Annotated in this window: 20 protein-coding genes and 1 pseudogene; 16 read left to right on the top strand and 5 right to left on the bottom strand. The window is 64.2% G+C overall.

The annotated features are described in order from the left end of the window. Window positions 1-88: 88 nt before the first annotated feature. Genes ACVIIV_RS31290 through ACVIIV_RS31280 form a run of 3 tightly spaced genes read right to left on the bottom strand, consistent with a single transcriptional unit; the run spans window position 89 to window position 4,184 of the window. The gene (locus ACVIIV_RS31290) at window positions 89-1,999 is read right to left on the bottom strand and encodes a flavin-containing monooxygenase (RefSeq protein ID WP_456747623.1); all 1,911 of its coding nucleotides are present in this window, start codon (window positions 1,997-1,999) and stop codon (window positions 89-91) included. After that, on the bottom strand, window positions 1,996-2,637 hold the full coding sequence (locus ACVIIV_RS31285) for a TetR/AcrR family transcriptional regulator (RefSeq protein ID WP_456747622.1): 642 nt from the start codon (window positions 2,635-2,637) through the stop codon (window positions 1,996-1,998). The genes ACVIIV_RS31290 and ACVIIV_RS31285 overlap by 4 nt, the downstream gene beginning before the upstream one ends. Further along, window positions 2,634-4,184, bottom strand: a complete 1,551-nt coding sequence (locus tag ACVIIV_RS31280) for an AMP-binding protein (RefSeq protein WP_456747621.1) — start codon at window positions 4,182-4,184, stop codon at window positions 2,634-2,636. The genes ACVIIV_RS31285 and ACVIIV_RS31280 overlap by 4 nt, the downstream gene beginning before the upstream one ends. Before the next feature lie 114 nt (window positions 4,185-4,298). Here ACVIIV_RS31280 and ACVIIV_RS31275 point away from each other — a divergent pair, with 114 nt between their 5' ends. The 7 genes from ACVIIV_RS31275 to ACVIIV_RS31245 all read left to right on the top strand — a co-directional run bounded on the left by ACVIIV_RS31275 (window position 4,299) and on the right by ACVIIV_RS31245 (window position 10,717). After that, window positions 4,299-5,558 carry an ABC transporter substrate-binding protein gene (locus tag ACVIIV_RS31275; RefSeq protein ID WP_456747620.1) on the top strand — a complete coding sequence of 420 codons (1,260 nt, stop codon included), beginning with the start codon at window positions 4,299-4,301 and terminating at the stop codon, window positions 5,556-5,558. Between the two features lie 87 nt (window positions 5,559-5,645). Then, on the top strand, window positions 5,646-6,548 hold the full coding sequence (locus ACVIIV_RS31270; protein ID WP_456747619.1) for a branched-chain amino acid ABC transporter permease: 903 nt from the start codon (window positions 5,646-5,648) through the stop codon (window positions 6,546-6,548). Next, entirely contained in the window at window positions 6,545-7,564 is a 1,020-nt protein-coding gene (locus ACVIIV_RS31265; protein ID WP_456747618.1) for a branched-chain amino acid ABC transporter permease, read from the top strand. Before ACVIIV_RS31270 ends, ACVIIV_RS31265 begins: the two co-directional genes overlap by 4 nt. Before the next feature lie 132 nt (window positions 7,565-7,696). Beyond that, window positions 7,697-8,452 (top strand): ABC transporter ATP-binding protein, encoded by a 756-nt coding sequence (locus ACVIIV_RS31260; RefSeq protein WP_456747617.1) that lies wholly within the window; start codon window positions 7,697-7,699, stop codon window positions 8,450-8,452. Continuing rightward, the gene (locus tag ACVIIV_RS31255; RefSeq protein WP_456747616.1) at window positions 8,449-9,162 is read left to right on the top strand and encodes an ABC transporter ATP-binding protein; all 714 of its coding nucleotides are present in this window, start codon (window positions 8,449-8,451) and stop codon (window positions 9,160-9,162) included. The genes ACVIIV_RS31260 and ACVIIV_RS31255 overlap by 4 nt, the downstream gene beginning before the upstream one ends. A 163-nt stretch (window positions 9,163-9,325) precedes the next feature. Beyond that, window positions 9,326-9,544: a hypothetical protein gene (locus tag ACVIIV_RS31250; RefSeq protein WP_456747615.1), complete on the top strand. Its 219-nt coding sequence runs from the start codon at window positions 9,326-9,328 to the stop codon at window positions 9,542-9,544. Between the two features lie 114 nt (window positions 9,545-9,658). Beyond that, window positions 9,659-10,717 carry a YeiH family protein gene (locus ACVIIV_RS31245; protein WP_456747614.1) on the top strand — a complete coding sequence of 353 codons (1,059 nt, stop codon included), beginning with the start codon at window positions 9,659-9,661 and terminating at the stop codon, window positions 10,715-10,717. 118 nt (window positions 10,718-10,835) lie between these two features. Here the strand turns inward: ACVIIV_RS31245 and ACVIIV_RS31240 are convergent, their stop codons facing one another. Further along, window positions 10,836-11,723 (bottom strand): LysR family transcriptional regulator, encoded by an 888-nt coding sequence (locus ACVIIV_RS31240; protein ID WP_456747613.1) that lies wholly within the window; start codon window positions 11,721-11,723, stop codon window positions 10,836-10,838. 184 nt (window positions 11,724-11,907) lie between these two features. Here ACVIIV_RS31240 and ACVIIV_RS31235 point away from each other — a divergent pair, with 184 nt between their 5' ends. Beyond that, the gene (locus ACVIIV_RS31235; protein WP_456747612.1) at window positions 11,908-12,276 is read left to right on the top strand and encodes a nuclear transport factor 2 family protein; all 369 of its coding nucleotides are present in this window, start codon (window positions 11,908-11,910) and stop codon (window positions 12,274-12,276) included. 61 nt (window positions 12,277-12,337) lie between these two features. Beyond that, the gene (locus ACVIIV_RS31230; RefSeq protein WP_456747611.1) at window positions 12,338-13,129 is read left to right on the top strand and encodes an MBL fold metallo-hydrolase; all 792 of its coding nucleotides are present in this window, start codon (window positions 12,338-12,340) and stop codon (window positions 13,127-13,129) included. 62 nt (window positions 13,130-13,191) lie between these two features. Here the strand turns inward: ACVIIV_RS31230 and ACVIIV_RS31225 are convergent. Beyond that, window positions 13,192-13,428 (bottom strand): annotated as a pseudogene (locus tag ACVIIV_RS31225) (ABC transporter ATP-binding protein); the annotation flags it as partial. A gap of 99 nt (window positions 13,429-13,527) precedes the next feature. Between ACVIIV_RS31225 and ACVIIV_RS31220 the strand changes: the two are divergent. The 7 genes from ACVIIV_RS31220 (at window position 13,528) to ACVIIV_RS31190 (ending at window position 21,534) form a co-directional block, all read left to right on the top strand. Then, entirely contained in the window at window positions 13,528-14,700 is a 1,173-nt protein-coding gene (locus ACVIIV_RS31220) for a fumarylacetoacetate hydrolase family protein (RefSeq protein WP_456747610.1), read from the top strand. A 546-nt stretch (window positions 14,701-15,246) separates the two neighbouring features. Further along, on the top strand, window positions 15,247-16,212 hold the full coding sequence (ytfQ, locus tag ACVIIV_RS31215; protein ID WP_456747609.1) for a galactofuranose ABC transporter, galactofuranose-binding protein YtfQ: 966 nt from the start codon (window positions 15,247-15,249) through the stop codon (window positions 16,210-16,212). Window positions 16,213-16,327: 115 nt separating this feature from the next. Further along, entirely contained in the window at window positions 16,328-17,872 is a 1,545-nt protein-coding gene (locus tag ACVIIV_RS31210; RefSeq protein WP_456747608.1) for a sugar ABC transporter ATP-binding protein, read from the top strand. Further along, window positions 17,869-18,861: an ABC transporter permease gene (locus ACVIIV_RS31205; RefSeq protein ID WP_456747607.1), complete on the top strand. Its 993-nt coding sequence runs from the start codon at window positions 17,869-17,871 to the stop codon at window positions 18,859-18,861. Before ACVIIV_RS31210 ends, ACVIIV_RS31205 begins: the two co-directional genes overlap by 4 nt. Then, a complete protein-coding gene (gene yjfF, locus ACVIIV_RS31200) occupies window positions 18,858-19,838 on the top strand; it encodes a galactofuranose ABC transporter, permease protein YjfF (protein ID WP_456747606.1) in 981 nt (326 codons plus the stop codon). The genes ACVIIV_RS31205 and yjfF overlap by 4 nt, the downstream gene beginning before the upstream one ends. Continuing rightward, complete coding sequence (locus ACVIIV_RS31195; RefSeq protein ID WP_456747605.1) at window positions 19,835-20,611, top strand: FadR/GntR family transcriptional regulator; 777 nt, start codon at window positions 19,835-19,837, stop codon at window positions 20,609-20,611. Before yjfF ends, ACVIIV_RS31195 begins: the two co-directional genes overlap by 4 nt. Next, entirely contained in the window at window positions 20,608-21,534 is a 927-nt protein-coding gene (locus tag ACVIIV_RS31190) for a Gfo/Idh/MocA family protein (protein ID WP_456747604.1), read from the top strand. Before ACVIIV_RS31195 ends, ACVIIV_RS31190 begins: the two co-directional genes overlap by 4 nt. The last annotated feature ends 2 nt before the right edge of the window (window positions 21,535-21,536 follow it).

Below are 21,536 nucleotides of genomic sequence, written 5' to 3'. Positions count from 1 at the left end.
AAAGACTCTGGATTGCTTCGCTTCGCTCGCAATGACGATGTGGGACGAACGCGCCTAAAGGGTGCCACTATCAGTTCTGACAGACTGCCTACCCCTTCGTCAGCCTGTACTGCCGCAGATCCGGATCATGGGTCATGCGCCAGTAATCCACGAACCGCCACGGCATCGCCGAAAACACGCGGCCGCTCGTGTTGCGGTAGTAGGTGCTCATGCCCGGATGGGTCCAGATCATGGCCTCGTGCTCGGCATCCACCTTGCGGACATAGTCGTCGAGCACGTCCTGGCGAACATCAATCGCTGCGACGTCGTGCTCGATCATGTCGACAAGGCACGCCGAGATGTAGCGGCTCTGGCACTCCGACTGAAAGATGACGCTGCCGCCATGAGCCGGTCCGGAATTCGGACCGAGCATACAGAAGAAGTTGGGGAAATCAGGCACGGTGAGGCCGAGGAACGCGGTCGGATTGTCGTTGGCCCAGGATTCACGCAAATCCTTGCCGTCGCGGCCGCGTATGTTCAGGCGCGCCGCCATCTCCGTCACCTTGAACCCCGTCGCGACCACGATGATGTCGGCCGGGCGGTGTCGGCCGTCGGCGGTGACGATGCCGCTTTCGTCGAAATGGTCGATCGCGCCGGTGACGAGTTCGACGTTGTCACGCGTCAAGGTCTTGAACCAGTCGTTGTCGAGCAGGATGCGCTTGCCGTAGGGCGGATAGGTCGGCACGCATTTCTCGATCAGGTCGGGTCGTCCCTGCAATTCGGACAGGATGAAGTCGGTCAGCTCCTGGCGGTGCCGGTCATTGCCCTTGTTGACGGCGCGCTCGGGATGCGGCCAGGCCGGATCCTTGCGCAGGAACGGCAGCAGGCCGTCGCCGTAGCGCCAGAACATGTTGAAGCGGTACCATTGCACATAGAATGGTAGATGCGCGAGCAGCCAGCGCGCGCCCTCGCTGATCGGATCGGCATAGCCCTTCACCGGTCGGGCCCATTGCGCGCTGCGCTGATAGACCGTGACCGAGGCGACGCGGCCGGCGATCGACGGCACCAGCTGCATCGCGGTCGCGCCGGTGCCGATCACGGCGACATGCTTGCCGTCGAGCTCGATATCGTTCGACCAGAGTGCCGAATGCAGGATCGTGCCCTTGAAATTGTCCTCGCCATTGAAGCGGGCGCGGGAGGGATCGTTGAGCTGGCCGATGGCTGAGACCAGCGCGGTGGATTCAAAGGTCTCTTCGCCGTCCCTGGTCTTCAGCGTCGAGATCCAGCGCCGCTTAGCCTCGTCCCAGCGCGACGAGGTCAACTCGGTGTTGACGCGCAGATGTTGCCGGATGCCGTATTCCTCCGCGACCTTCAGCAAATAGCCGAGCAGCTCCTCACGCTGGCAGAAGTAGCGTGTCCACGCATTGCGCGAGCCGAAGGAATAGGAATAGGAGTGGTTCGGCGTATCGACGCCGCAGCCGGGATAGCGGTTGATCCACCAGGTGCCGCCGAGCTCGGCGTTCTTCTCGACGATGGTGTAGGGGATGCCGAGATGGCCGAGTGCCACGCCGAGCGCGATGGCGCAGACGCCGGCGCCGACGATCAGCACGTGCTGCTCGGCGAGCTTGTCGTTCGACGGCTGCTTGGTCCAGCTCGCCTCGCGCGGCACAAAGCCCATCTCCTCGCGCATCAGCGGTGCGTATTCCGGTGCGACGTTCTCGCCGAGGCAGGCACGCATCATCCTCAGCAGCAATTCCTCGCCAGGGTCGGTGATGACGGGCTTTGGCGTGCCCTCGGCAAACAGCTTGACCACCGCGGCGCGGATCTCGTCCTGGATCGCCTTCGGCACCCCGGCCTCGGGATCGGGAATGAGGCGGATGTCGCGCTTGGGCAAGTACGGCGGCTCGAGCCATTTCTCATCGCCGGTCATGTGCACCAGCACCATCAGCAGGCAACGGATATCGCCCTCGGCGATGGTCGAAGCGAGGTCGAGCGGCTTGTGCGGAGATTCGATGTTCATGGCGTGTCCTGATCTCCGGAGGCAGTGAAGAGGCCGCGCGTCATCAACTTGCGATAGGCGGAGATGACGTGGTCGGGCACAGTGGTGACGCTGCCTTGCGAATAGGAATAGCGGCGGCTGAGATAGCCGCGGGCGCCCATCAGCATGTGGACGATCGCCTCGAACTCCTCATCGCTGTAATCCTCGATCGCGCCGGCAAGACGAGCCCGGCGCAGGATGCGGACATAGGCGACCGAGATGTTGTCGAGATGCTTTTGGTAGCCAATCGGCGCAAAGAACTCGGCCTCGTTGAGGATGCGCAAGAATTCCGGAACCTCGCGGATGAAGTCGAAGAAGGCCGAGAAGCGCTCGATCTCCTGCCGCGCCGCGTGCGCATTGCCGGTGCGGGCGCGGATGAACGCGACCATGTCGAGGCCGATCTTCGGCAGCAGCTGGTCGAGCAGCTCCTGGCGGTTCTCGAAATGATTGTAGAAGGTGCCTTGCGCGACGACGGCCTGTTCGGTGATGCGCGCGACGGAGGCTTCGGCATAGCCGTACTTGCCGACGATCTTCGTCGCGGCATCGAAGATCTTCTGCTTGGTCCAGGCGTTGCGCTCGACGCGGTTGAGCTTTGTCACCTTGGCGTTCACGTGCGTCATTCAGACGACTCCAGCTCGGCGCGCAGCACGCGCTTGAGAATCTTTCCGCTTGGGTTCCGCGGCAGGCTGTCGCGGATGATCAGCTGTTTCGGTACCTTGAAGCTCGCCAGCCGGGCGCGGCAGTGCTCGGTGAGGGCAGGGAGCTCGAGGCTCGCGCCCTCGGCCAGCACGACGATCGCAACCGGCCGCTCGCCCCAGCGCGCATCGGAGAGGCCAATCACTGCAACCTCGCGCACCTCAGGCAGATCGTAGATGACGCGCTCGACCTCGGAGGAGGCGATGTTCTCGCCGCCCGAGATGATCATGTCCTTCTTGCGGTCGGTCAGGTACAGAAAGCCCTCGTCGTCGAGATAGCCGACGTCACCGCTGCGGAACCAGTCGCCGAAGAACGCGGACGCCGTCTTCTCCGGATCCTTCCAATAGCCGCGCGTGATCTTGGGACCACGCAGGCAGATCTCGCCATTGACGTTCGGCGGCAGGGTCGTGCCGTCCTCGTCGCGGATCTCGATCTCGACATGGGCAATGGCGCGGCCGGTGGAGCCGATCTTCTCGATCTCGCGGCCGGCCTCCATGAACGTGTCGCCGCCGACGGTCTCGGTAAGACCATAGGCGTCGATGTAGCGCGCGTTGCGGAAGACTTGCGAGAAAGCGCGGATGCGCAACTCCGGCGTCTTCTCGCCGCCGCCGATGGCCCATTTCAGGCTGGAGACGTCATAGCGGTCACGGGTGGGGCAGGTCAGCATCGCCGTGGTCATCACAGGCGCAAACCAGGCGGCGTTGAGCTTGTCCTCCGCGATCGCCGCGAGTGCCGTCTCAGCCTCGAAGTTGCGTTCGATGCGGATGAAGCCGCCATGCCACAGCACGGCGATGCCGGGCAGGTCGAGCGCGCCCACGTGATAGAGCGGGCCGACGACGAGAAGCCGCGTCTCGGCACCAAGGCCGAGCGCGATGGTCTGGTCGACCGACTTCCAGTAGAAATTATCGTAAGAGAGCATCACGCCCTTGGGACGGTCGGTCGTGCCCGACGTGTACATCAGCCGCATCAGGTCGGATGGTTGACGAACATGCATCGGTGCTGGCGCGGCATTGCCCGCGAGACACGTGACGCTCTGCTGCGCGGTTTCGTCGAGCACGACGACCCTCGCGCCCGCGGCATTCGCCGCTAATTCCTCATCGACGATCAGAAGCCGTGCGCCGGCATTGCCGGCGACGTAATGGACCTCGTCGCGCGAGAGGCGGAAGTTGATCGGCAAGAACACCGCGCCGAGATGGCTGGTGGCGAAGACGAGCTCCAGGAACGCCGCGCTGTTCTTCATCAGCACCGCCACGATGTCGCCGGCGCCGATGCCCTGCGCGGCGAGCCAGCCGGCGACCTTGCGGATGCGTGCGTCGAGTTCGGCGTAGGAAATCTCCTCGCCGCGGTATTTCAGCGCGGGCCGCGCCGGCATGCGCCGGGCATGAAAGGCGATGAAGCTCGACAGATTGATCATTTTCGCCGGTTTCGGGCCAATGGCCGGCCTCGTTTCCTCATATGAATTCTGACTCATAATTCATCTTTGGCTTGACGTCACCCCCTGCCTCTGAAATCCTTGGGAATACGGAGACGAGACGATCTCCGGCAAGGGACCAGGAAAACGCCGACCCGAAAGAGGGAGGGGAAAATGACGAGAACCCGCACGCCGGGCATCAGCCGCCGTTCAACGCTGACGCTGATGGGCGCCGGTGCGATGACATTTGCCGCGCCCTGGGTGGCGCGTGCCCAGGCCAAGACCATCAAGATCGGCATGCCGACGATTCTGTCGGGGCGCGTCGCGCAGCTCGGCACGTCCTCGCGCAATGCGGTGATGCTCGAGGTCGAGAAGGTCAACGCCGCCGGCGGTCTCGCCGGCCGGCAGATCGAGATGGTGATCCGCGACTCCAAGGGCCAACCGCAGGAGGCCGCCCGCGTCGCGCGCGAGCTCGTCAACACCGATGGGTGCGAGCTGCTGATCGACGCCGAGGCCTCGTCCGGCGCCTTCGCGGTGCACGAGGTCGCGCGCGATCTCGGCGTGTTCTGCATCCACACCAATTCGGAAACCTCGTCGCTGACTGCGGACCCGAAGCAGCACATTCCCAATGCGTTCCGCACCGCGCGACAGGGCGTGCACGACTCCATCGTCGGCGGCAGCTATGCCGCAGCGATCGCCAAGGCGAAGGGCCTAAAGAAATGGGCAACCTGCTCGCCCGACTATGCCTATGGCCGCGACACCACGGCGGAGTTCACGCTGTACCTCAAGCGCTTTGCGCCCGAGGTCGAGATCATCAGCGAGTCCTGGCCGAAGTTGTTCCAGCCCGACTATACCGAGGTGGTCACCAAGATCCTGCAGGCCAAACCGCAGGCGCTCTATTCCTGCCTGTGGGGCGGCGATCTCACCTCCTACATCGACCAAGCCAACATCTACGCGATGTTCGGCCAGATGGAGGTGTTCGCGGTCAACATGGCCGACTACACCGCGCTTACCGTGGTGAAGAACCTGCCCAAGGGCATCCACTCCGGTAATCGCTACATCAAGACGTTCCCGACCACGCCGGAAAACGCCGCCTGGGGCGACGCCTACAAGGCCAAGTACAATGAATATCCGACCAACTGGTCGTGGGAGAACGCCACTGCCATCATGCTGATGGCGGAAGCGGCGAGGAAGGCGAACTCCGCCGACGGCAAGAAGATCGCAGAGGCGCTGAAGGGCCTCACCATCAAGTGCCCGTTCGGCGCCGACGGTACCGTGACGATGCGCGGCGACGATCACACGCTGGTCGGCTACGCCATCGGCTGGGGCACCACGATCCCGCAGGAACCGTACGTGCCCGAGGTCAAGGCCGGCGACTGGAAGACCATCTTCGAGCTCGAAGCCGAATGGAAGAAGAGCAAGGGCTACACCTGATCACGCGCGCGACGGAGACGGGCGACCGTCTCCGTTACCGTTTCGTTTTCCGCGCCCTGTTGGGCGCGTCGCAATGAAAGTGCTCCCGTGGACATCGACGCGCTTGCCGGCTGTCTCTCCAGTTCCGCCTGCCTGGTGACGCAGACCACCAGCGGCCTCATCATCGGCATGCTTCTGTTCCTGGTCGCGGTCGGGCTGACGCTGATCTTCGGCGTGCTCAAGGTGGTCAATTTCAGTCACGGCGCCTTCTACATGTTCGGCGCCTACTTTGCGATGACGGCCTATCAGCTCACCGGCAGCTTTGCGCTGGCGATGGTGGCGGGCGCGGCGGGCACGGCCGTTCTCGGCCTGATTTTCGAGCGCGTCTTCATGAGCCGTGTCTATGGCGCGGACGTGTTGATGCAGCTGCTCGTCTGCTACGCTTTCGTGCTGATCTTCGACGATGTCGTCCGCATCATCTGGGGGCCCGAGTTCAAGGCGATGGGCATGCCCTCGGCGTTCCAGGTGATGCCGCTGTTCATCGCCGGCGGCGTGGTGCCGCCTTATTATTTGCTGTTGATCGGCGTGGCGCTTCTCGCGGCCGTCGTGCTCGGGTTCGGCCTGTCGCGCAGCCGCATCGGCAAAGTGATCCGTGCCGCCGCTCATAATCCCGGCATGGTCTCGGCGCTCGGCATCAACACCGGCCTGATCTATGGCGGCGTGTTCGCGCTCGGCGGCATGCTGGCGGGGCTGGCCGGTGCGCTTGCCGCCCCGGTGCGCTCGCTCACTCCCGGCATGGGATTTTCCGTGCTGATCGAGTCCTTCATCGTCACCGTGATCGGCGGCATGGGCTCGATCCTGGGCGCGCTGATCGGCGCGCTGCTGCTCGGGCTGATCCGCTCGTTCGGCTCGCTCGGCTTTCCCCTGTTTACGGAAGGGCTGATGTATCTGTTCATGGTGATCGTGCTGGTCTCGAAGCCTACAGGCCTGTTCGGCAAGGAGGCGGCATGACCGAGATCGAGGCCGGCCGCGCGCAAACCCTCGTGCCGGTGCGCAGCGGCGCCGTGCTGCGACGCTATCGCGACGTCCTGATCGCGCTGATCGCCTTCGCCGTGCTGGCGAGCCTGCCGCTGTTCACAGGCAGCAAGGCGCTGCTGGATTTCGTCATTCGCTGCTCGGCCTATGGCCTGTTCGCGACCTCGCTCAATCTGCTGGTCGGCTACACCGGCCTGACCTCGTTCGGCCACGGCATGTTCTTTGGCCTTGGTGCCTACAGCTTTGGCCTGATCATGCAGAAGCTCGGTGTGCCGATTCCGGTCGCCTTCGTCGTGACGCTGGCGATCACGGCGGTGGTTGCGGCCGTCATCGGCGCGATCTGCGTGCGGCTCAAGGAGATCTATTTCGCCTTTGTCACGCTCGCCTTCCAGATGCTGATCCATTCGACGATCCTGTCCTGGGCCTCCTTCACCGGTGGCGACCAGGGTCTGCGCGGCGGCATTCCGCGCCCGGCGTTCCTCGGCATCGATTTGTCCAATCACGTCCATCTCTATGTCACGAGCTGCGCGCTTTTGATCCTCGGCCTGCTTGCGATGCGCCAGATCGCGCAATCGCCGTTCGGCTATACGCTGCGTATGATCCGCGACAACGCCGCGCGCGCGAGCTTCCTCGGCATCGACGTCTGGCGGGCAAAACTCACTGTGTTCGTGCTGGCGGCGCTGTTCGCGTCAATGGGCGGCATGGTGATGGCGCTGTTCGTCTCCGGCGCCTATCCGGAATTCGCCTATTGGACCATCTCGGGCGAAGCCATCTTCATCAACATGCTCGGCGGCGTCTCGACCTTCCTCGGCCCGATGGTCGGCACCGTGCTGCTGCTCCTGCTCAACGACACCGTGACGCGGTTCACCGAGTACCACGGCATCGTGCTCGGCGTTGTCATCCTGTTCTTCGCGCTGGGCCTGCGCAAGGGCCTGCTCGACTTCGTTGCCGAATGGTACGCGCAGCGGCGCAACGCAGGCGAGGGGCGGTAGCCATGTGCGTTACATGTATCGAGCAGTCATTCCGGGACGCACGAAGTGCGAACCCGGAATCTCGAGATTCCAGGTCTGGTCCTGACGGACCATCCCGGAATGACGGTGCCAGACAACGCCGCGAGACGCGCCATGCTTGAGATCCGCAACCTCGCAAAATCCTTCGGCGGCGTGAAGGCGACCAATGACGTCACACTCGACTTCCCTGACGGCTCGCTGACCGCCGTGATCGGACCGAACGGCGCGGGCAAGAGCACGTTCTTCAATTTGATCACCGGCGCGCTAAAGCCGGATTCCGGTCGGGTGCTGCTCGACGGCGTCGATCTCGCCGGCTGCTCGCCGCCGGAGATCGTTCGCCACGGCATTGGTCGGGCCTTCCAGGTCGCCAGCATCTTCAAGTCACTGACGGTGCAGGAGACCATGCTCGCCGCCGTCAGCGCCGACCAGCGCACCTCCGCGGTGCTGCACAAGCGCTTTCCGCTGCCGGAGACGCGGGACCGTGCCGAGCATGTGATGGAGCTCTTGGGCCTTGCCGGCAAACGCCATCGCACCGCCGCAACGCTGTCGCATGGCGACCAGAAGCTGCTCGATATCGCCTTGGCGCTGGTGCTCGAACCGAAGGTGCTGCTGCTGGACGAGCCCACTGCCGGCATGGGCCCGGAGGAGCGTTGGCGCATGATCGACAAGGTGCGCGAGCTCTGGGAGAGCCAGAAGATCACCGTCGTCTTCATCGAGCACGACATGGACATCGTGTTCAAGATCGCCCCGAAGATCGTCGTGCTCTGCTACGGCCGCATCCTCGCGACCGGCACGCCCGACGAGATCCGCAACAACAGCGCCGTGATCGACGCCTATCTCGGCACCGAACACGCGGGAGCCGCCGCATGAGCGCCGCTGTCATCGAAGTTGCCGACCTCGACGTCTACTATGGCACCAGCCAGATCCTGTTCGGCGTCGGCCTCTCGGTGCGGCAGGGCGAGACCATGGCGCTGCTCGGCCGCAACGGCGCCGGCAAGTCGACGACCATGAAGGCGATCATGGGCCTCGCGCCGCCGCGACGGGGAAGGGTCAGCCTGCGCGGCGCGGTGATCTCGGGCCTGAAGCCGCATACTATCGCGCGCGCGGGTCTCGGCTTCGTGCCGGAGGACCGCCAGATCTTTCCGGAGCACACGGTCGAGGACAATCTCGTCATCGGGAAAAAGAAGGGACCCGAAGGCCAGGACGAATGGCCGATCAAGCGCATCTATGAGGTCTTCCCGCTCTTGGAGCAGCTGCGCCATCGCATCGCGGGGCGCCTCTCCGGCGGCGAGCAGCAGATGCTGGCGATCGCGCGCACGTTGATGGGCAATCCGGCGCTGCTGCTGCTGGACGAGCCGAGCGAGGGCCTCGCGCCGATCATCGTGCAGCGGATCGGCGAGCTATTGCGGCAGCTTCGCCAGCTCGGCTCGACCGTCCTGATCGCCGAGCAGAACATGCACTTCTGCCTGGGGCTGGCGAGCCACGCCACAGTTATCGACAAGGGCCAGATCGTCTATGCCGCCGCGATAGACGAGCTGAAGGCCAATGATGCGATCCGGCGGCGTTACCTGGCGCTGTGACTGGAGCGGCGGTGCCGGAATAAGCCCGAAGAAGAAAACTATTGTCTGGGGTCTCTCCGGCGGAAGGAGTTTCCCCACCGGAAGCCAAAAAAGCCAATCGCTTCCATTGCTGTTTGTGGCCGAACCGACGACATTTCTGCCAGAAATTGGTGGATCAGCAGCTATGGAACGCATTGGATTTGAGCCCTTCGGCGAGCAGCTGGTGTCCGCAACCGACGCCCAGCCGAAATCGCGCGCCTCAAAGCTCCTGCTGCGGGCTGGCACCACGCTGTTCTGGTCGCTGGTCGCCGGCATCGTGCTGGCGCGTGCGGCCTTCTTCGAGCCGGGCATCTATGACGGCTTCAGCCGGGTCGCTTCGCTCGCCAGGAGCCTGATCTTCTGAACCTGGTGGTTATTCCAGGCCGAGGATAGAACTTCCCTCGGCCCAGATATGTCGAAAACATATTCCCCAATCGGGCCGCGCTGCGTATAAATCCTTCTCCTCCGGGAGAGATTTGTGTCGCAGAATCAAGCATCCAGCCCGGCCGATTCCAAGCCGGCCACCGCCGTCAGCCGCGCTGCGGCGCTGATTCCGGGCATCCTCCTCTGCATTCTCGTCGCCGGTGTGTCGGCCCTACTGGAGCGGGCGGAACTGGGCGCGTTCGAGCATCCCTATGTCGAGGCGCTGGTGATGGCGATCCTGCTCGGCATGGCGCTCCGCAGCTTCTGGAAGCCGGCCGCGCGCTGGCAGGCCGGCATCGCCTTCAGCGCCAAGCAGCTGCTCGAAGTCGCCGTCATGCTGCTCGGTGCCTCCATCAGCTTTGCCGCTATCGCCGCCTCGGGCATCGCCCTGCTGGCTTCGATCGCGGCCGTCGTTGTGGTCGCGCTCTGCGTCTCCTTCGGCCTCAGCCGCATGCTCGGCCTGTCGACGCGGCTGTCGATCCTGATCGCCTGCGGCAACTCGATCTGCGGCAATTCCGCGATCGCAGCGGTGGCGCCGATCATCGGCGCCAACAACGACGAGATCGCATCCTCGATCTCCTTCACCGCGATCCTCGGCGTGATGATGGTGCTGGGCCTGCCGCTGCTGATCCCGCTGTTGCAGTTGTCTGCGACGCAATACGGCATCCTCGCGGGCCTCACCGTCTATGCGGTGCCACAGGTGCTGGCGGCGACGGTGCCGGCCGGCCTCGTCTCGACGCAGATCGGCACGCTGGTCAAGCTGATGCGCGTCCTGATGCTCGGTCCCGTCGTCGTCGGCCTGTCGCTGATCGCCTCGCGCTGGCACAGCGATGCCAAGAAGACCAATGTCGGCTTCTTCCGCCTGGTACCGTGGTTCATCCTCGGCTTCCTCGCGCTGGCGACCCTGCGGTCCCTGGAGATCGTGCCGGCCACGGTGGTCGGGCCGGTGACGAAGATCACGGGCTTTCTCACCGTGGTGTCGATGGCCGCGCTTGGCCTCGGCGTCGACGTGCGGGTGCTGGCGAATGTCGGTGGCCGGGTGACAGCCGCCGTGACGCTGTCGCTGATGCTGCTGCTGGGGATCAGCATCGCGCTGGTGCATTGGTTCAAGTGACGCCGGCGCGATGTGGATCGCCTTCACACCGACGCGGGAGCCATGGCTGGGCGATATTGGCTAAAAATCCGGCCCATTGTCCGACCGGACATGCGTCGGCGCTCTGGCCTCGCGTAGACTATCGTTGAGTGAGTCGAAGCGCGTTCACTAACGCAGACAACGCTGCAGGCTGATGCCGACGACTTGGATAGTACATGAAGAAACCGGGAGTTGGGGGCGTCCAGTCCTCCAGGACACGGATAAGCCGTCGCTTCGCAATGTACCCCGCGACCTGCTCTTCATAGGCGAGACCGAGGCCAACTCCATTGAGCGCCGCCTGAATCACTAAGTGCGTATCGTCGACTATGAGCGGGCCGTTCACGCTGATCGTGACCGACCGTCGCCCACGTTCGAACTCCCACCGATATGGCCCGCCCGGAAGACGCAGAGTTATGCATCGATGGTCATTCAGATCTTTTGGTTTTTGCGGGATGCGTCGTGACGCGAGATAGCGGGGCGATCCCACTACTGCCAATCGCAATTCCGGCGTGACACGCACCGCGATCATATCTTTTTGAATGTACTCGCCAAGCTGAATACCGGCGTCGAACTCGCCTGCAACGAGGTCTACAGGGCCAGTGACGGTGACGACGTCGAGAACGATGTCGGGATAGGCCTCGGCGAATGCCGTGAGCCGCGGCAATAGCACCATCACGGCCGCCGAGCGCGACATCGCAATTCGAAGGCGCCCAGCAGGTCGGTGCCGAACGCTTCGGGCTCTGTCGAGGGCACGAGCAATTTCCTCAAGTGCCGGAGACAAGTCTTTCAAAAGAGCTGCCCCTGCAGCGGTCGGTGCGACGCTCTTCGTTGTCCGCGCGAGAAGCTGCAACTCGAGCCGCTGCTCAAGCCCCCGGATCGTGTGGCTCAGGGCAGACTGAGACACACCTAGCTTTGCAGCAGCCCGTGTAAAGCTCCGTTCACGGGCGACCATCTCAAACGTAGCGAGCTCGTTCAGTTCGTTTCTCATGATTTATGAATATCGCTCATGACACTATCCTCCACAACACGTATATACTCATAAGAAAGCCTATCCTAGTCTTGGTCAGCATCGAGATGTGAGGCACGCTCGGCACGTGCTGGCGGCCTGACGCTCGGCACCGCGATAGTGGGCCGCATGAATTGGTTCAGTGTGACAGCTTTTCAGGATGGCTATGAATACGGATATTCCCGCCTTGCGCTCGCTGGCGCAGACCTATTTCGACGCCGCCTATGAAATGGATGCTGAGAAATTTGCATCCATATTTCATCCCTCGAGTTCTGTGACAAAGATCGGCGAGGACGGCAACGTGGGCGTGACGCCGATTGCGACGTGGCTAGCAGCCGTCCGCAACATGAAAGCGCCGAAACAACAGGGCCTCGAGCGCGACGACCAGATCCTATCAATCGACGTTGAAAAAGAGCTCGCACTTTTGAAGTTGAAATTGCAGATCCCGCCACGTGTCTTCACGGACATGCTGTCATGTCTGAAGGTTGATGGAACCTGGAAGATCGTTCAGAAAGTGATGACCTCGAATACGTAACGCTTGCGTAGTGAACGACATATCTGCGGCCTGATCTGCGTCAGGCCGCCGCGTTGGCCTCATGATCGTGACATCCCACAGCGACAATGTCCTCTGCGGCAGTTCGGGAGGATGGTGCATCCGGTCTCTCTCGGACGGCTATGTCGAGATGCCGGCCGACCTTTTGCGGGACCCGCAGAATAGACCGGTGCCGCAAGCTGCGCAGGCAGGGGTGTTTCGCCTCTTTGTCAATTGCTTCGCTCTCGCAGGTCCAGGCGCGGAGGGCGTTCTCATCGACAGCGGAGGAGGGGGCTGGGCACCGACAATGGGGCGGCTCGAGCAGACCATGGTGGAAGCCAGGATCGATCCGGCTTCGATCACACTCTTGGCGCTCACCCACTCCCATCAGGATCATGTGCACGGCCTCTTGACTCTCGACGGCCGAGTGCTCTTTCCGAACTTGAAGCAGATCATGATTGCCGATGGGGCTGTGGAGAGTTTTCTCGCTGAAATGCACCTTGCGCGCTTCCAGCCCCTGCTGAAGCCCGTCCGGAGCGGCGATCAAGTGGCTGAGCGACTAAGGGCGGTTGCTCTGCCCGGCCATGCCCCCGGTCACATTGGCTACGCGTTCGAAACGAATGAGGACCGTTTCCTGTTCTTCGGGGACATCGTTCATGTGCCTGCCTTGCAGTTCGGTAATCCCACGCTCAGTTGGGGCTATGACGAAGATCAACCGACCGCACGCGCAACCCGCCTGAAGGTCTTCCACGACGCGGCCGCGACGGGGACGTGGATCGCCGGGGCGCATCTTGGCCGGCCAGGCATCGGTCGCGTGGTACGTAGGGGCGAAGTATACGACTACGAGCCGGCATAAGGCTCGACGCACATGCGATTTCGCCCGCTAGGGGAGAGCGGGAGCGGGTGTGTCGAGAGAGGTCAGATCACGTCCGCCGGTGAATGGCCGCGCAGCTCGATGCTCAGCCTTTGCATGCCCATGTCGTTGATCTCGCCGCCCATCGCTTTGAAGCTTTCCTCGCGGAGCCGAGACATCAGCCCGCGGCGCAGCGCCGGAAACTCCGACGACATCAGCATCGATTGCTGCCGCGGCCACTCCAGCGGGATCGGGATTTCCGCCATGATCGAGCCGGGTCGCTCGGTTATGCGGTGGACGCGCCGCACTGGACTTCGCGCGCCAGACGTTTATTGGTCTTTGCCAATGAGACCGGCCGCTGGTTGATGTGGCTGGTTCTGAGAAACAGCGAGGACGCGGCCATGACGACATTGACGGTGAAAGACCTTCTCCCCGAGGATGGAACGCGGGGAACGCTGGCCGGTCGTGTCTGGCTGCCCCAGGTGAATGGTCCGGCCGTCGTTGCTGTGCGCGGCGATGGCGTATTCGACGTCACCGCAAGTTTTCCGACCATCAGCGCGCTGTGCGAGGAGGACAATCCGACCAGGGCGCTTGGCTCGACCAAAGGCGAGCGCATCGGCGATCTCGAAGCGATCGTGGCCAACACGGCACCCGACGGGCGTGACCCGAAAAAGCCCTGGCTGCTCGCGCCCGTCGATCTCCAGACCCTGAAGGCGGCCGGTGTCACCTTCGCCATCTCCATGCTGGAACGCGTCATCGAGGAACGCGCCAAGGGCAATCCGGCCTCGGCCGAAGCGATCCGCAAGGAGGTGACGCGCCTGATCGGCGACGATCTATCGAAACTCAAGCCGGGCTCGGACCAGGCGATGCACCTGAAACAGGTGCTGATCGATCAGAACGCCTGGAGCCAGTATCTCGAGGTCGGAATCGGCCCCGACGCTGAAGTCTTCACCAAGGCGCCGACGCTGTCGTCGGTTGGCACCGGCATGGATGCCGGCCTGCATCCGAAATCAACCTGGAACAATCCCGAGCCCGAGCTCGTGCTGTTCGTGTCGAGCCGCGGCAAAATCGTCGGCGGCGCCCTCGGCAACGACGTGAATTTGCGCGATTTCGAGGGCCGTTCGGCGCTGCTGCTGTCGAAGGCAAAGGACAACAACGCCTCGTGCTCCATCGGTCCGCTGCTGCGCCTGTTCGACGATAGCTTTACGCTCGATGACGCCCGCAAGCTGGACATCAGTCTGAACGTGACGGGTACGGACGGCTTCGTCCTCGACGGCCATTCCTCGATCAGCAAGATCAGCCGCGATCCCACCGATCTCGTCGCGCAGACCATCGGCAAGATCCATCAGTACCCTGACGGCTTCGTTCTCTTCCTCGGCACCATGTTTGCACCCGTGAAGGATCGCGACGCGCCGGGGCAGGGCTTCACCCACAAGCGCGACGACATCGTCACGATCTCAGCGCCCCAGCTCGGCAAGCTCGTCAACCGCATGCGCACCAGCGACGAATGCGAGCCCTGGACCTTCGGCATCGGCGCGCTGATGAAGAACCTCGCGCAACGGAAGCTGATTTAGTCCGGGCCTTCTTCGCCTCTTCCCGCTTGCGGGGAGAGGCCGGAATTTGCGAAAGCAAATTCCGGGTGAGGGGGAGTCTCCGCGAGACGATCTGTTCGACAAACGCAGAGCTCCATTCACGTCGTCATTGCGAGCGCAGCGAAGCAATCCAGAGTCCTTCCGCGGAGGGATTCTGGATTGCTTCGCTGCGCTCGCAATGACGGGGAGGAGAGATTGCGACTCCATCAGTTACCGTCCCTGCGGAGACTCCCCCTCTCCCCGCAAGCGGGGCGAGGGGGCGCACCTTCACTGCGGTGACCGTGAAGCTCCATCGGCCCCCATAATTTCTTTTCATCTCCGCGTTGCATCCCTGGAACAAAATCTCGCTGAGCGTGTCATAGAACCGCTCGCCGCCGCTCGCGCGCGTTTTCCCCCAAATAGTCAAATAATATGACTAGTCGGAACCCATCTTCCGTGAAATAGTGCCTTCCGTCGGCTCAAAGGCCGGCCTGCGGGTGCCATGCTACCAATCGGCGCCCCGGATAAACCTCTTGGGAGACACGCCTGATGACCCCTAAAGCCCTCTTTGCGGCCAGCGCCATGGCCGCCTTGCTGCTCGCGCTGCCGGCCAGTGCCGGTCAGCTCACCATCGGCTTCTCGCAGATCGGATCGGAATCCGGCTGGCGCGCGGCCGAGACTTCGGTCTCCAAGCAGGAGGCTGCCAAGCGCCAGGTCAATCTCAAGATCGCCGATGCCCAGCAGAAGCAGGAGAACCAGATCAAGGCGATCCGCTCCTTCATCGCGCAGAACGTCGATGCGATCTTCCTCGCCCCGGTCGTCTCGACGGGGTGGGATTCGGTGCTGAAGGAAGCCAAGGAGGCCAAGATCCCGGTCGTGCTGCTCGACCGCGACATCGATCCCTCCGGCAAGGACCTCTATCTCACCGCCGTCACCTCCGACAGCGTGCACGAAGGCGAGGTCGCCGGTGACTGGCTGGCGAAGACGGTCGGAACTAAGGCCTGCAACATCGTGGAATTGCAGGGCACGGTCGGCGCCAGCGTCGCCGCCAACCGCAAGAAGGGCTTTGACACTGCGGTCGCCAAGCACGCGAATCTGAAGGTGGTGCGCAGCCAGACCGGCGACTTCACCCGCGCCAAGGGCAAGGAGGTGATGGAGAGCTTCATCAAGGCCGAAGGCGGCGGCAAGTCGATCTGCGCGGTCTATGCCCACAACGACGACATGATGGTCGGCGCGATCCAGGCGATGAAGGAAGCAGGCCTCAAGCCCGGCAAGGAGATCCTCACCGTCTCGATCGACGCGGTGCCCGACATCTTCAAGGCGATGGCCGCCGGCGAAGCCAACGCCACGGTCGAGCTGACGCCGAACATGGCCGGGCCCGCGCTCGATGCCATCGCGGCGTTCAAGGACAAGGGTACGGTGCCGCCGAAATGGATCCAGACCGAGTCCAAGCTCTATACGGCCGCCGACGATCCGCAGAAGATCTACGACAGCAAGAAGGGTCTCGGTTACTGAGGCGGGCAATACGCCGGATTGCTTCCAGCGGTCCGGCACCCCTTCGAAACCGCTGCGCGAGCGAATAGGCTGGGCGGCCGCATCATCAGCGGACGCCGGTGGGAGTGACGTCGCGATGGAAAACAGTTCCGATCCTGCTTCGCCGCTGTTGGAGGTGCGCGGGATCAGCAAGAGCTTTGGTGCGGTGCGCGCGTTGCAGGAGGTCGACTTCACGCTCCGTGCCGGTGAGATCCATGCGCTGCTCGGCGAGAACGGCGCCGGCAAGTCCACGCTGATCAAGGTCGTCACCGGCGTGTTCGCCCGCGATTCCGGCATTGTCCGGATCAGCGGTGAAGAGGTCGCGCCGCGCTCGGCCAAGGCGGCGCTTGGGGCCGGCATCGCCACGGTTTACCAGGAGGTCAATCTGCTGCCGAATCTTTCGGTGGCGCAGAATCTGTTTCTCGACCGCCAGCCGATGCGTTTCGGCATTGTCCGCGAGGGCGAGATGCGCCGCCGCGCCAAGACGCTGCTTGCGGATTTCGGCCTCGACATCGACGTCGCCGCGCCGCTCGGCAATTATTCGGTGGCCATCCAGCACGTTACCGCGATTGCCCGCGCGGTGGACCTCTCTGCGCGCGTGCTGATCCTGGATGAGCCGACCGCGAGCCTCGACCGCCACGAAGTCGAGATTCTCTTCGGCATCATGCGCAAGCTCGCCGGGCGAGGCATCGGCATCGTCTTCGTCAGCCACTTCCTCGACCAGGTCTACGAGATATCGGACCGCATCACGGTGCTGCGCAACGGCCGCCTCGTCGGCGAGCGCGAGACCGCCTCGCTGCCGCGGCTGGAATTGATCCGGATGATGCTCGGTCGCGAGCTGGCCGAGACCACCAGCGCGCGGGCTTCTGCCACCGAGCACAGGGCGCGCGAGATCTGCGCGAGCTTCGAGGGGTACGGCAAGGCCGGCTATGTCGCGCCCTTCAATCTCGAGCTGCGTCACGGCGAGGTCGTCGGCCTGGCCGGCCTGCTCGGCTCGGGCCGGACCGAGACGGCGCGGCTGGTGTTCGGCGCCGAGCGCGCCGATCGCGGGCAGGCGAGGGTGGGGGGCGCAGCCGTCCGGCTGCAGTCGCCGCGCGACGGCGTCCGACACGGTTTTGGTTATTGCCCGGAGGAGCGCAAGACCGACGGCATCGTTGCCGAGCTCAGCGTGCGCGAAAACATCGTGCTCGCGCTCCAGGCCAAGCGGGGCCTGCATCGCCCGCTGTCGCGCCGCGAGCAGGACGAGATCGCGCGCCGCTACGTCAAGATGCTCGACATCCGCCCGCCCGATCCGGAGCGCCCCGTTGGTCTGCTCTCCGGCGGCAACCAGCAGAAAGTGCTGTTGGCGCGCTGGCTCGCGACCTCGCCGCGGCTCCTCGTGCTGGATGAACCCACGCGCGGCATCGACGTCGGCGCACATGCCGAAATCATCCGTCTGATCCGCGAGCTCTGCGACGATGGGCTTTCGCTGCTCGTGATCTCCTCCGAGCTGGATGAGATCGTGACCTATTCCGACCGCGTGGTGGTGCTGCGCGACCGCGCCCATGTCGAGGAGCTCGCCGGAGAGGCAATCGACGTCGACAACATTCTCGCGGCGATCGCCGCCGATAGCGCCGCGACCGCGCAGGAGGGCCGGGCATGACAGCGCTGCTGCCGCGCCGCGGCCTCGCCCAGATCCTGGCGCTGATCGTTATCCTCGCGGTCGATCGCATGGTGTCGCCGCAGTTCTTCGACCTGCGCCTCCAGGACGGCCGGCTGTTCGGCAGCCTGATCGACGTACTCAACCGCGGCACGCCGGTGGCGCTGCTCTCGCTCGGCATGGTGCTGGTGATCGCGACGCGCGGCATCGATCTCTCCGTCGGCGCGGTCATGGCGATCTGCGGCGCGATCGCCGCGAGCCTTGCCGACAGTCACGGCCTGCCGGTGGTGCTGGCGGCCGCGCTCGGCGCAGGCCTCGTCTGCGGTCTCTGGAACGGCTTTCTCGTCGCGGTGCTCGGCATGCAACCGATCGTGGCGACGCTGATCCTGATGGTGGCAGGGCGGGGCATCGCGCAGCTCATCACCGAAGGGCGGATCGTGACGTTCTCATCGCCGGATCTGGTCTGGCTCGGCAATGGCTCGATGCTTGGGCTGCCGGTGCCGGTCGCGATTGCCCTGGGCATGCTGATCCTTACCGGCGCAGTGGTGCGCGGCTCGGCGCTCGGCCTCTTGATTGAGGCCACCGGCGGCAACGCGCGCGCGAGCGAGCTCGCCGGTGTCGGCACCCGCGCGATGATCCTGGCGGTCTATGTCTGGTGCGGCGTCTGCGCCGCGCTTGCTGGCGTAATCGCGGCGGCGGACATCATGGGCGCGGATGCCAACAATGCCGGCCTCTGGCTCGAGCTCGATGCCATCCTCGCCGTCGTGATTGGCGGCACCTCGCTGTTCGGCGGCCGCTTCAGCCTCGTGCTCGCGGTGCTGGGTGCGCTGATCATCCAGACCATGAACACCGGCATCCTGCTGTCGGGCTATCCGCCGGAGTTCAACCTGCTGGTCAAGGCGGTGGTGGTGCTCGCAGTTCTGCTGCTGCAATCGCCGAAATTCTCTGATCTTGCCGCCATCGCGGCGCGGCTGCGGAGGACCAAGGCATGAAAGGCCTGCCGCCCGTCGTCATCACCGCCATCGTGCTCGTTGCGGGCTTCGCAGCTTGCGCCGTGCAATTCCCCAACATCGCCTCCACCCGGGTGGTCGGCAACCTCCTCACCGACAACGCCTTTCTCGGCATCGTCGCGATCGGCATGACGTTTGTAATCATCTCCGGCGGGATCGACCTCTCGGTCGGCTCGGTGATCGGTTTCACCACCGTGTTCGTTGCGCTGGCGATCGAGCGCTGGGGCGTGCCGCCGCTGGTCGCCTTCGTCGCCATCCTCGCGCTGTCGGCGGCTTTTGGCGCATCGATGGGTGCAGTCATCCATGTCTTCGACCTCCCGCCGTTCATCGTGACGCTGGCCGGGATGTTCCTGGCGCGCGGCGCGAGCTTCCTGCTCTCGACCGAATCGGTGCCGATCACCGCGCCGATCTATTCCACCGTGTCGGACTTCGCCTTACGGATGCCAGGTGGTGGGCGCCTGACCGCCGTCGCCATCATCATGCTCGCGATCGTGGTCGGCGGCGCGTTGCTGCTGCAGCTCACCCGGTTCGGCGCCAATGTCTATGCGCTCGGCGGCAGCCGGACCACCGCAAGTCTGATGGGCGTCGCGGTCGGCAAGATGACGATCAAGATCTACATGCTGTCGAGCCTGCTCGCAGGGATCGCCGGCATCGTCTTCTCCTTCTACACCAGCGCCGGCTACTCGCTCTCGGCCGTCGGCGTCGAGCTCGACAGCATCGCCGCTGTCGTGATCGGCGGCACGCTGCTCACGGGCGGGCAGGGCTCGGTGATCGGTACCTTCCTCGGCGTGCTGATCCAGGGCCTGATCCAGACCTACATCAATTTCGACGGGACGCTGTCGAGCTGGTGGACCAAGATCGCGACCGGCGTGCTGCTGTTCGCTTTCATCGCCTTGCAGCAGGGGCTGGTCGCGCTTGCACGCCGGCCGGTGAGGAAGAGTGCAGGAGCAGCCACATGACCTCGCGCATCGTCGTCATCCCGACGCGGCGGGCCCACTCCAACCATGCGGAGGTGGCTCGCTCGATCGGCGTCGACATCATCGCCGGCCGCTATGCGGAGGGGACGCGGCTGCCAGGTGATGCCGAGATGATCGCGATGTTCGGCGTGTCGCGGCCGGTGCTGCGCGAAAGCGTCAAGACCCTGGTCGCCAAGGGGCTGCTCACCACCAAGGCGCGGGTCGGCACCGTCGTGCGCGAGCGCGGCGCCTGGAACATGTTCGATGCCGATGTGCTGGCCTGGCACCTGGACGCCGGCATCGACAAGCGCTTCCTCAATGACCTTGCCGAGATCCGTCTCGCGGTCGAGCCGCGTGCGGCGATGCTCGCAGCGGCGCAGCGGTCCGAGGAGGACCTGGCCGAGCTCCGCCGCAGCATGGAGCGCATGCGGCGTGAGGCGTCCGACTCGGTGGGCTTTGCCGATGCCGATCTCGCGCTTCATGTGGCCGTGGCGCGTGCCTCCGGCAATCTGTTCATGCGCTCGATCGGCCATGTCATCGAGGCCGCGCTACGCGCCTCGTTCCTGCTCAGCGCCCCGGTCGAGGCGAAGGACCGCGACACCGTGCTGCTCTGGCATCAGAACATCGTCGATGCCATTGCCGGTGGCGACGCCGACGCCGCCTCCGAAGCGATGGTCTTCGTCATTCACAACGGTATGCATCGCCACGAGGACGCCGCGATCGAGACTGCGCCGGGCGAGGTGCTGCCATCCCCGAAATCTGGAGAAAGATCGTGACCGAGCTTCGCATCGCCATCGTTGGCTTCGGCAAGATTGCGCGGGACCAGCATGTGGGGGCGATCGCCGCGACACCAGGCGCAACGCTCGCGGCGGTTGCCAGCCGCAACGCCTCGCTGCCGGAATTACCGCATTTTGCCACCATCGAGGAATTGCTGGAGAAGGGGCCGCCGATCGATGCGGTGTCGCTCTGCACGCCGCCGCAGGTGCGCCGGGCCCAGGCCGCAGCCGCGCTCGCCGCCGGCAAGCATGTCATGCTGGAGAAACCACCCGGCGCCGGCGTCGCCGAGCTCGATCCGCTGATCGCGATGGCGGCGGGTGCGAAGCGGACCCTGTTTGCGACCTGGCATTCGCGCCACGCGCCGGCGGTCGAGCCGGCGCGGCAATGGCTCGCCGAGCACCGCATCGCCTCCGTGCACATCAGCTGGAAGGAAGACGTCCGTGTCTGGCATCCCGGGCAGGGTTGGATCTGGGAGCCGGGCGGCCTCGGCGTGTTCGATCCCGGCATCAATGCGCTGTCGATCCTGACCAGGATTCTGCCGAAGCCCGTGTTCGTCACTGCGGCCGAGCTGGCCTTTCCAGCCAATCGCCAAGCGCCGATCGCGGCGAGCCTGACACTGACGGATATCAGCGGTCTGCCTGTGACCGCCGAGTTCGATTTCCGCCAGACCGGGCCGCAGAGCTGGGATATCCTGGTCGAAACCGATCAGGGCCGGCTGACTCTGTCCAGCGGTGGCGCGCGCATGGCCGTCGACGGGAAGGTGCTTGCCGAGGCCCCTGATGAGGAATATCGCGGACTCTACCGGCGCTTCGTCGAGCTCGCGGCAACCGGCGCAAGTGACGTCGACCTGACGCCGCTTCGCCTCGTCGCCGACGCCTTCCTGCTGGGCAAGCGCACGATCGTCGAACCGTTCGTGGATTGAGC

The organism is Bradyrhizobium sp. USDA 4354, assembly GCF_054060315.1.
Note: the sequence above shows the minus strand (reverse complement) of the source record. Positions and strands in the feature narration are given on the sequence as shown.

Bases quoted from the DNA above. Each gene is read 5' to 3' on its own strand.
- ACVIIV_RS31285 (WP_456747622.1), bottom strand. From the start codon at position 2,637: ATGACGCACGTGAACGCCAAGGTGACAAAGCTCAACCGCGTCGAGCGC.
- ACVIIV_RS31265 (WP_456747618.1), top strand. From the start codon at position 6,545: ATGACCGAGATCGAGGCCGGCCGCGCGCAAACCCTCGTGCCGGTGCGC.
- yjfF (WP_456747606.1), top strand. From the start codon at position 18,858: ATGAAAGGCCTGCCGCCCGTCGTCATCACCGCCATCGTGCTCGTTGCG.
- ACVIIV_RS31220 (WP_456747610.1), top strand. From the start codon at position 13,528: ATGACGACATTGACGGTGAAAGACCTTCTCCCCGAGGATGGAACGCGG.
- ACVIIV_RS31255 (WP_456747616.1), top strand. From the start codon at position 8,449: ATGAGCGCCGCTGTCATCGAAGTTGCCGACCTCGACGTCTACTATGGC.
- ACVIIV_RS31230 (WP_456747611.1), top strand. From the start codon at position 12,338: ATGATCGTGACATCCCACAGCGACAATGTCCTCTGCGGCAGTTCGGGA.
- ACVIIV_RS31235 (WP_456747612.1), top strand. From the start codon at position 11,908: ATGAATACGGATATTCCCGCCTTGCGCTCGCTGGCGCAGACCTATTTC.
- ACVIIV_RS31210 (WP_456747608.1), top strand. From the start codon at position 16,328: ATGGAAAACAGTTCCGATCCTGCTTCGCCGCTGTTGGAGGTGCGCGGG.
- ytfQ (WP_456747609.1), top strand. From the start codon at position 15,247: ATGACCCCTAAAGCCCTCTTTGCGGCCAGCGCCATGGCCGCCTTGCTG.
- ACVIIV_RS31275 (WP_456747620.1), top strand. From the start codon at position 4,299: ATGACGAGAACCCGCACGCCGGGCATCAGCCGCCGTTCAACGCTGACG.
- ACVIIV_RS31195 (WP_456747605.1), top strand. From the start codon at position 19,835: ATGACCTCGCGCATCGTCGTCATCCCGACGCGGCGGGCCCACTCCAAC.
- ACVIIV_RS31290 (WP_456747623.1), bottom strand. From the start codon at position 1,999: ATGAACATCGAATCTCCGCACAAGCCGCTCGACCTCGCTTCGACCATC.
- ACVIIV_RS31250 (WP_456747615.1), top strand. From the start codon at position 9,326: ATGGAACGCATTGGATTTGAGCCCTTCGGCGAGCAGCTGGTGTCCGCA.
- ACVIIV_RS31240 (WP_456747613.1), bottom strand. From the start codon at position 11,723: ATGAGAAACGAACTGAACGAGCTCGCTACGTTTGAGATGGTCGCCCGT.
- ACVIIV_RS31280 (WP_456747621.1), bottom strand. From the start codon at position 4,184: ATGAGTCAGAATTCATATGAGGAAACGAGGCCGGCCATTGGCCCGAAA.
- ACVIIV_RS31205 (WP_456747607.1), top strand. From the start codon at position 17,869: ATGACAGCGCTGCTGCCGCGCCGCGGCCTCGCCCAGATCCTGGCGCTG.
- ACVIIV_RS31260 (WP_456747617.1), top strand. From the start codon at position 7,697: ATGCTTGAGATCCGCAACCTCGCAAAATCCTTCGGCGGCGTGAAGGCG.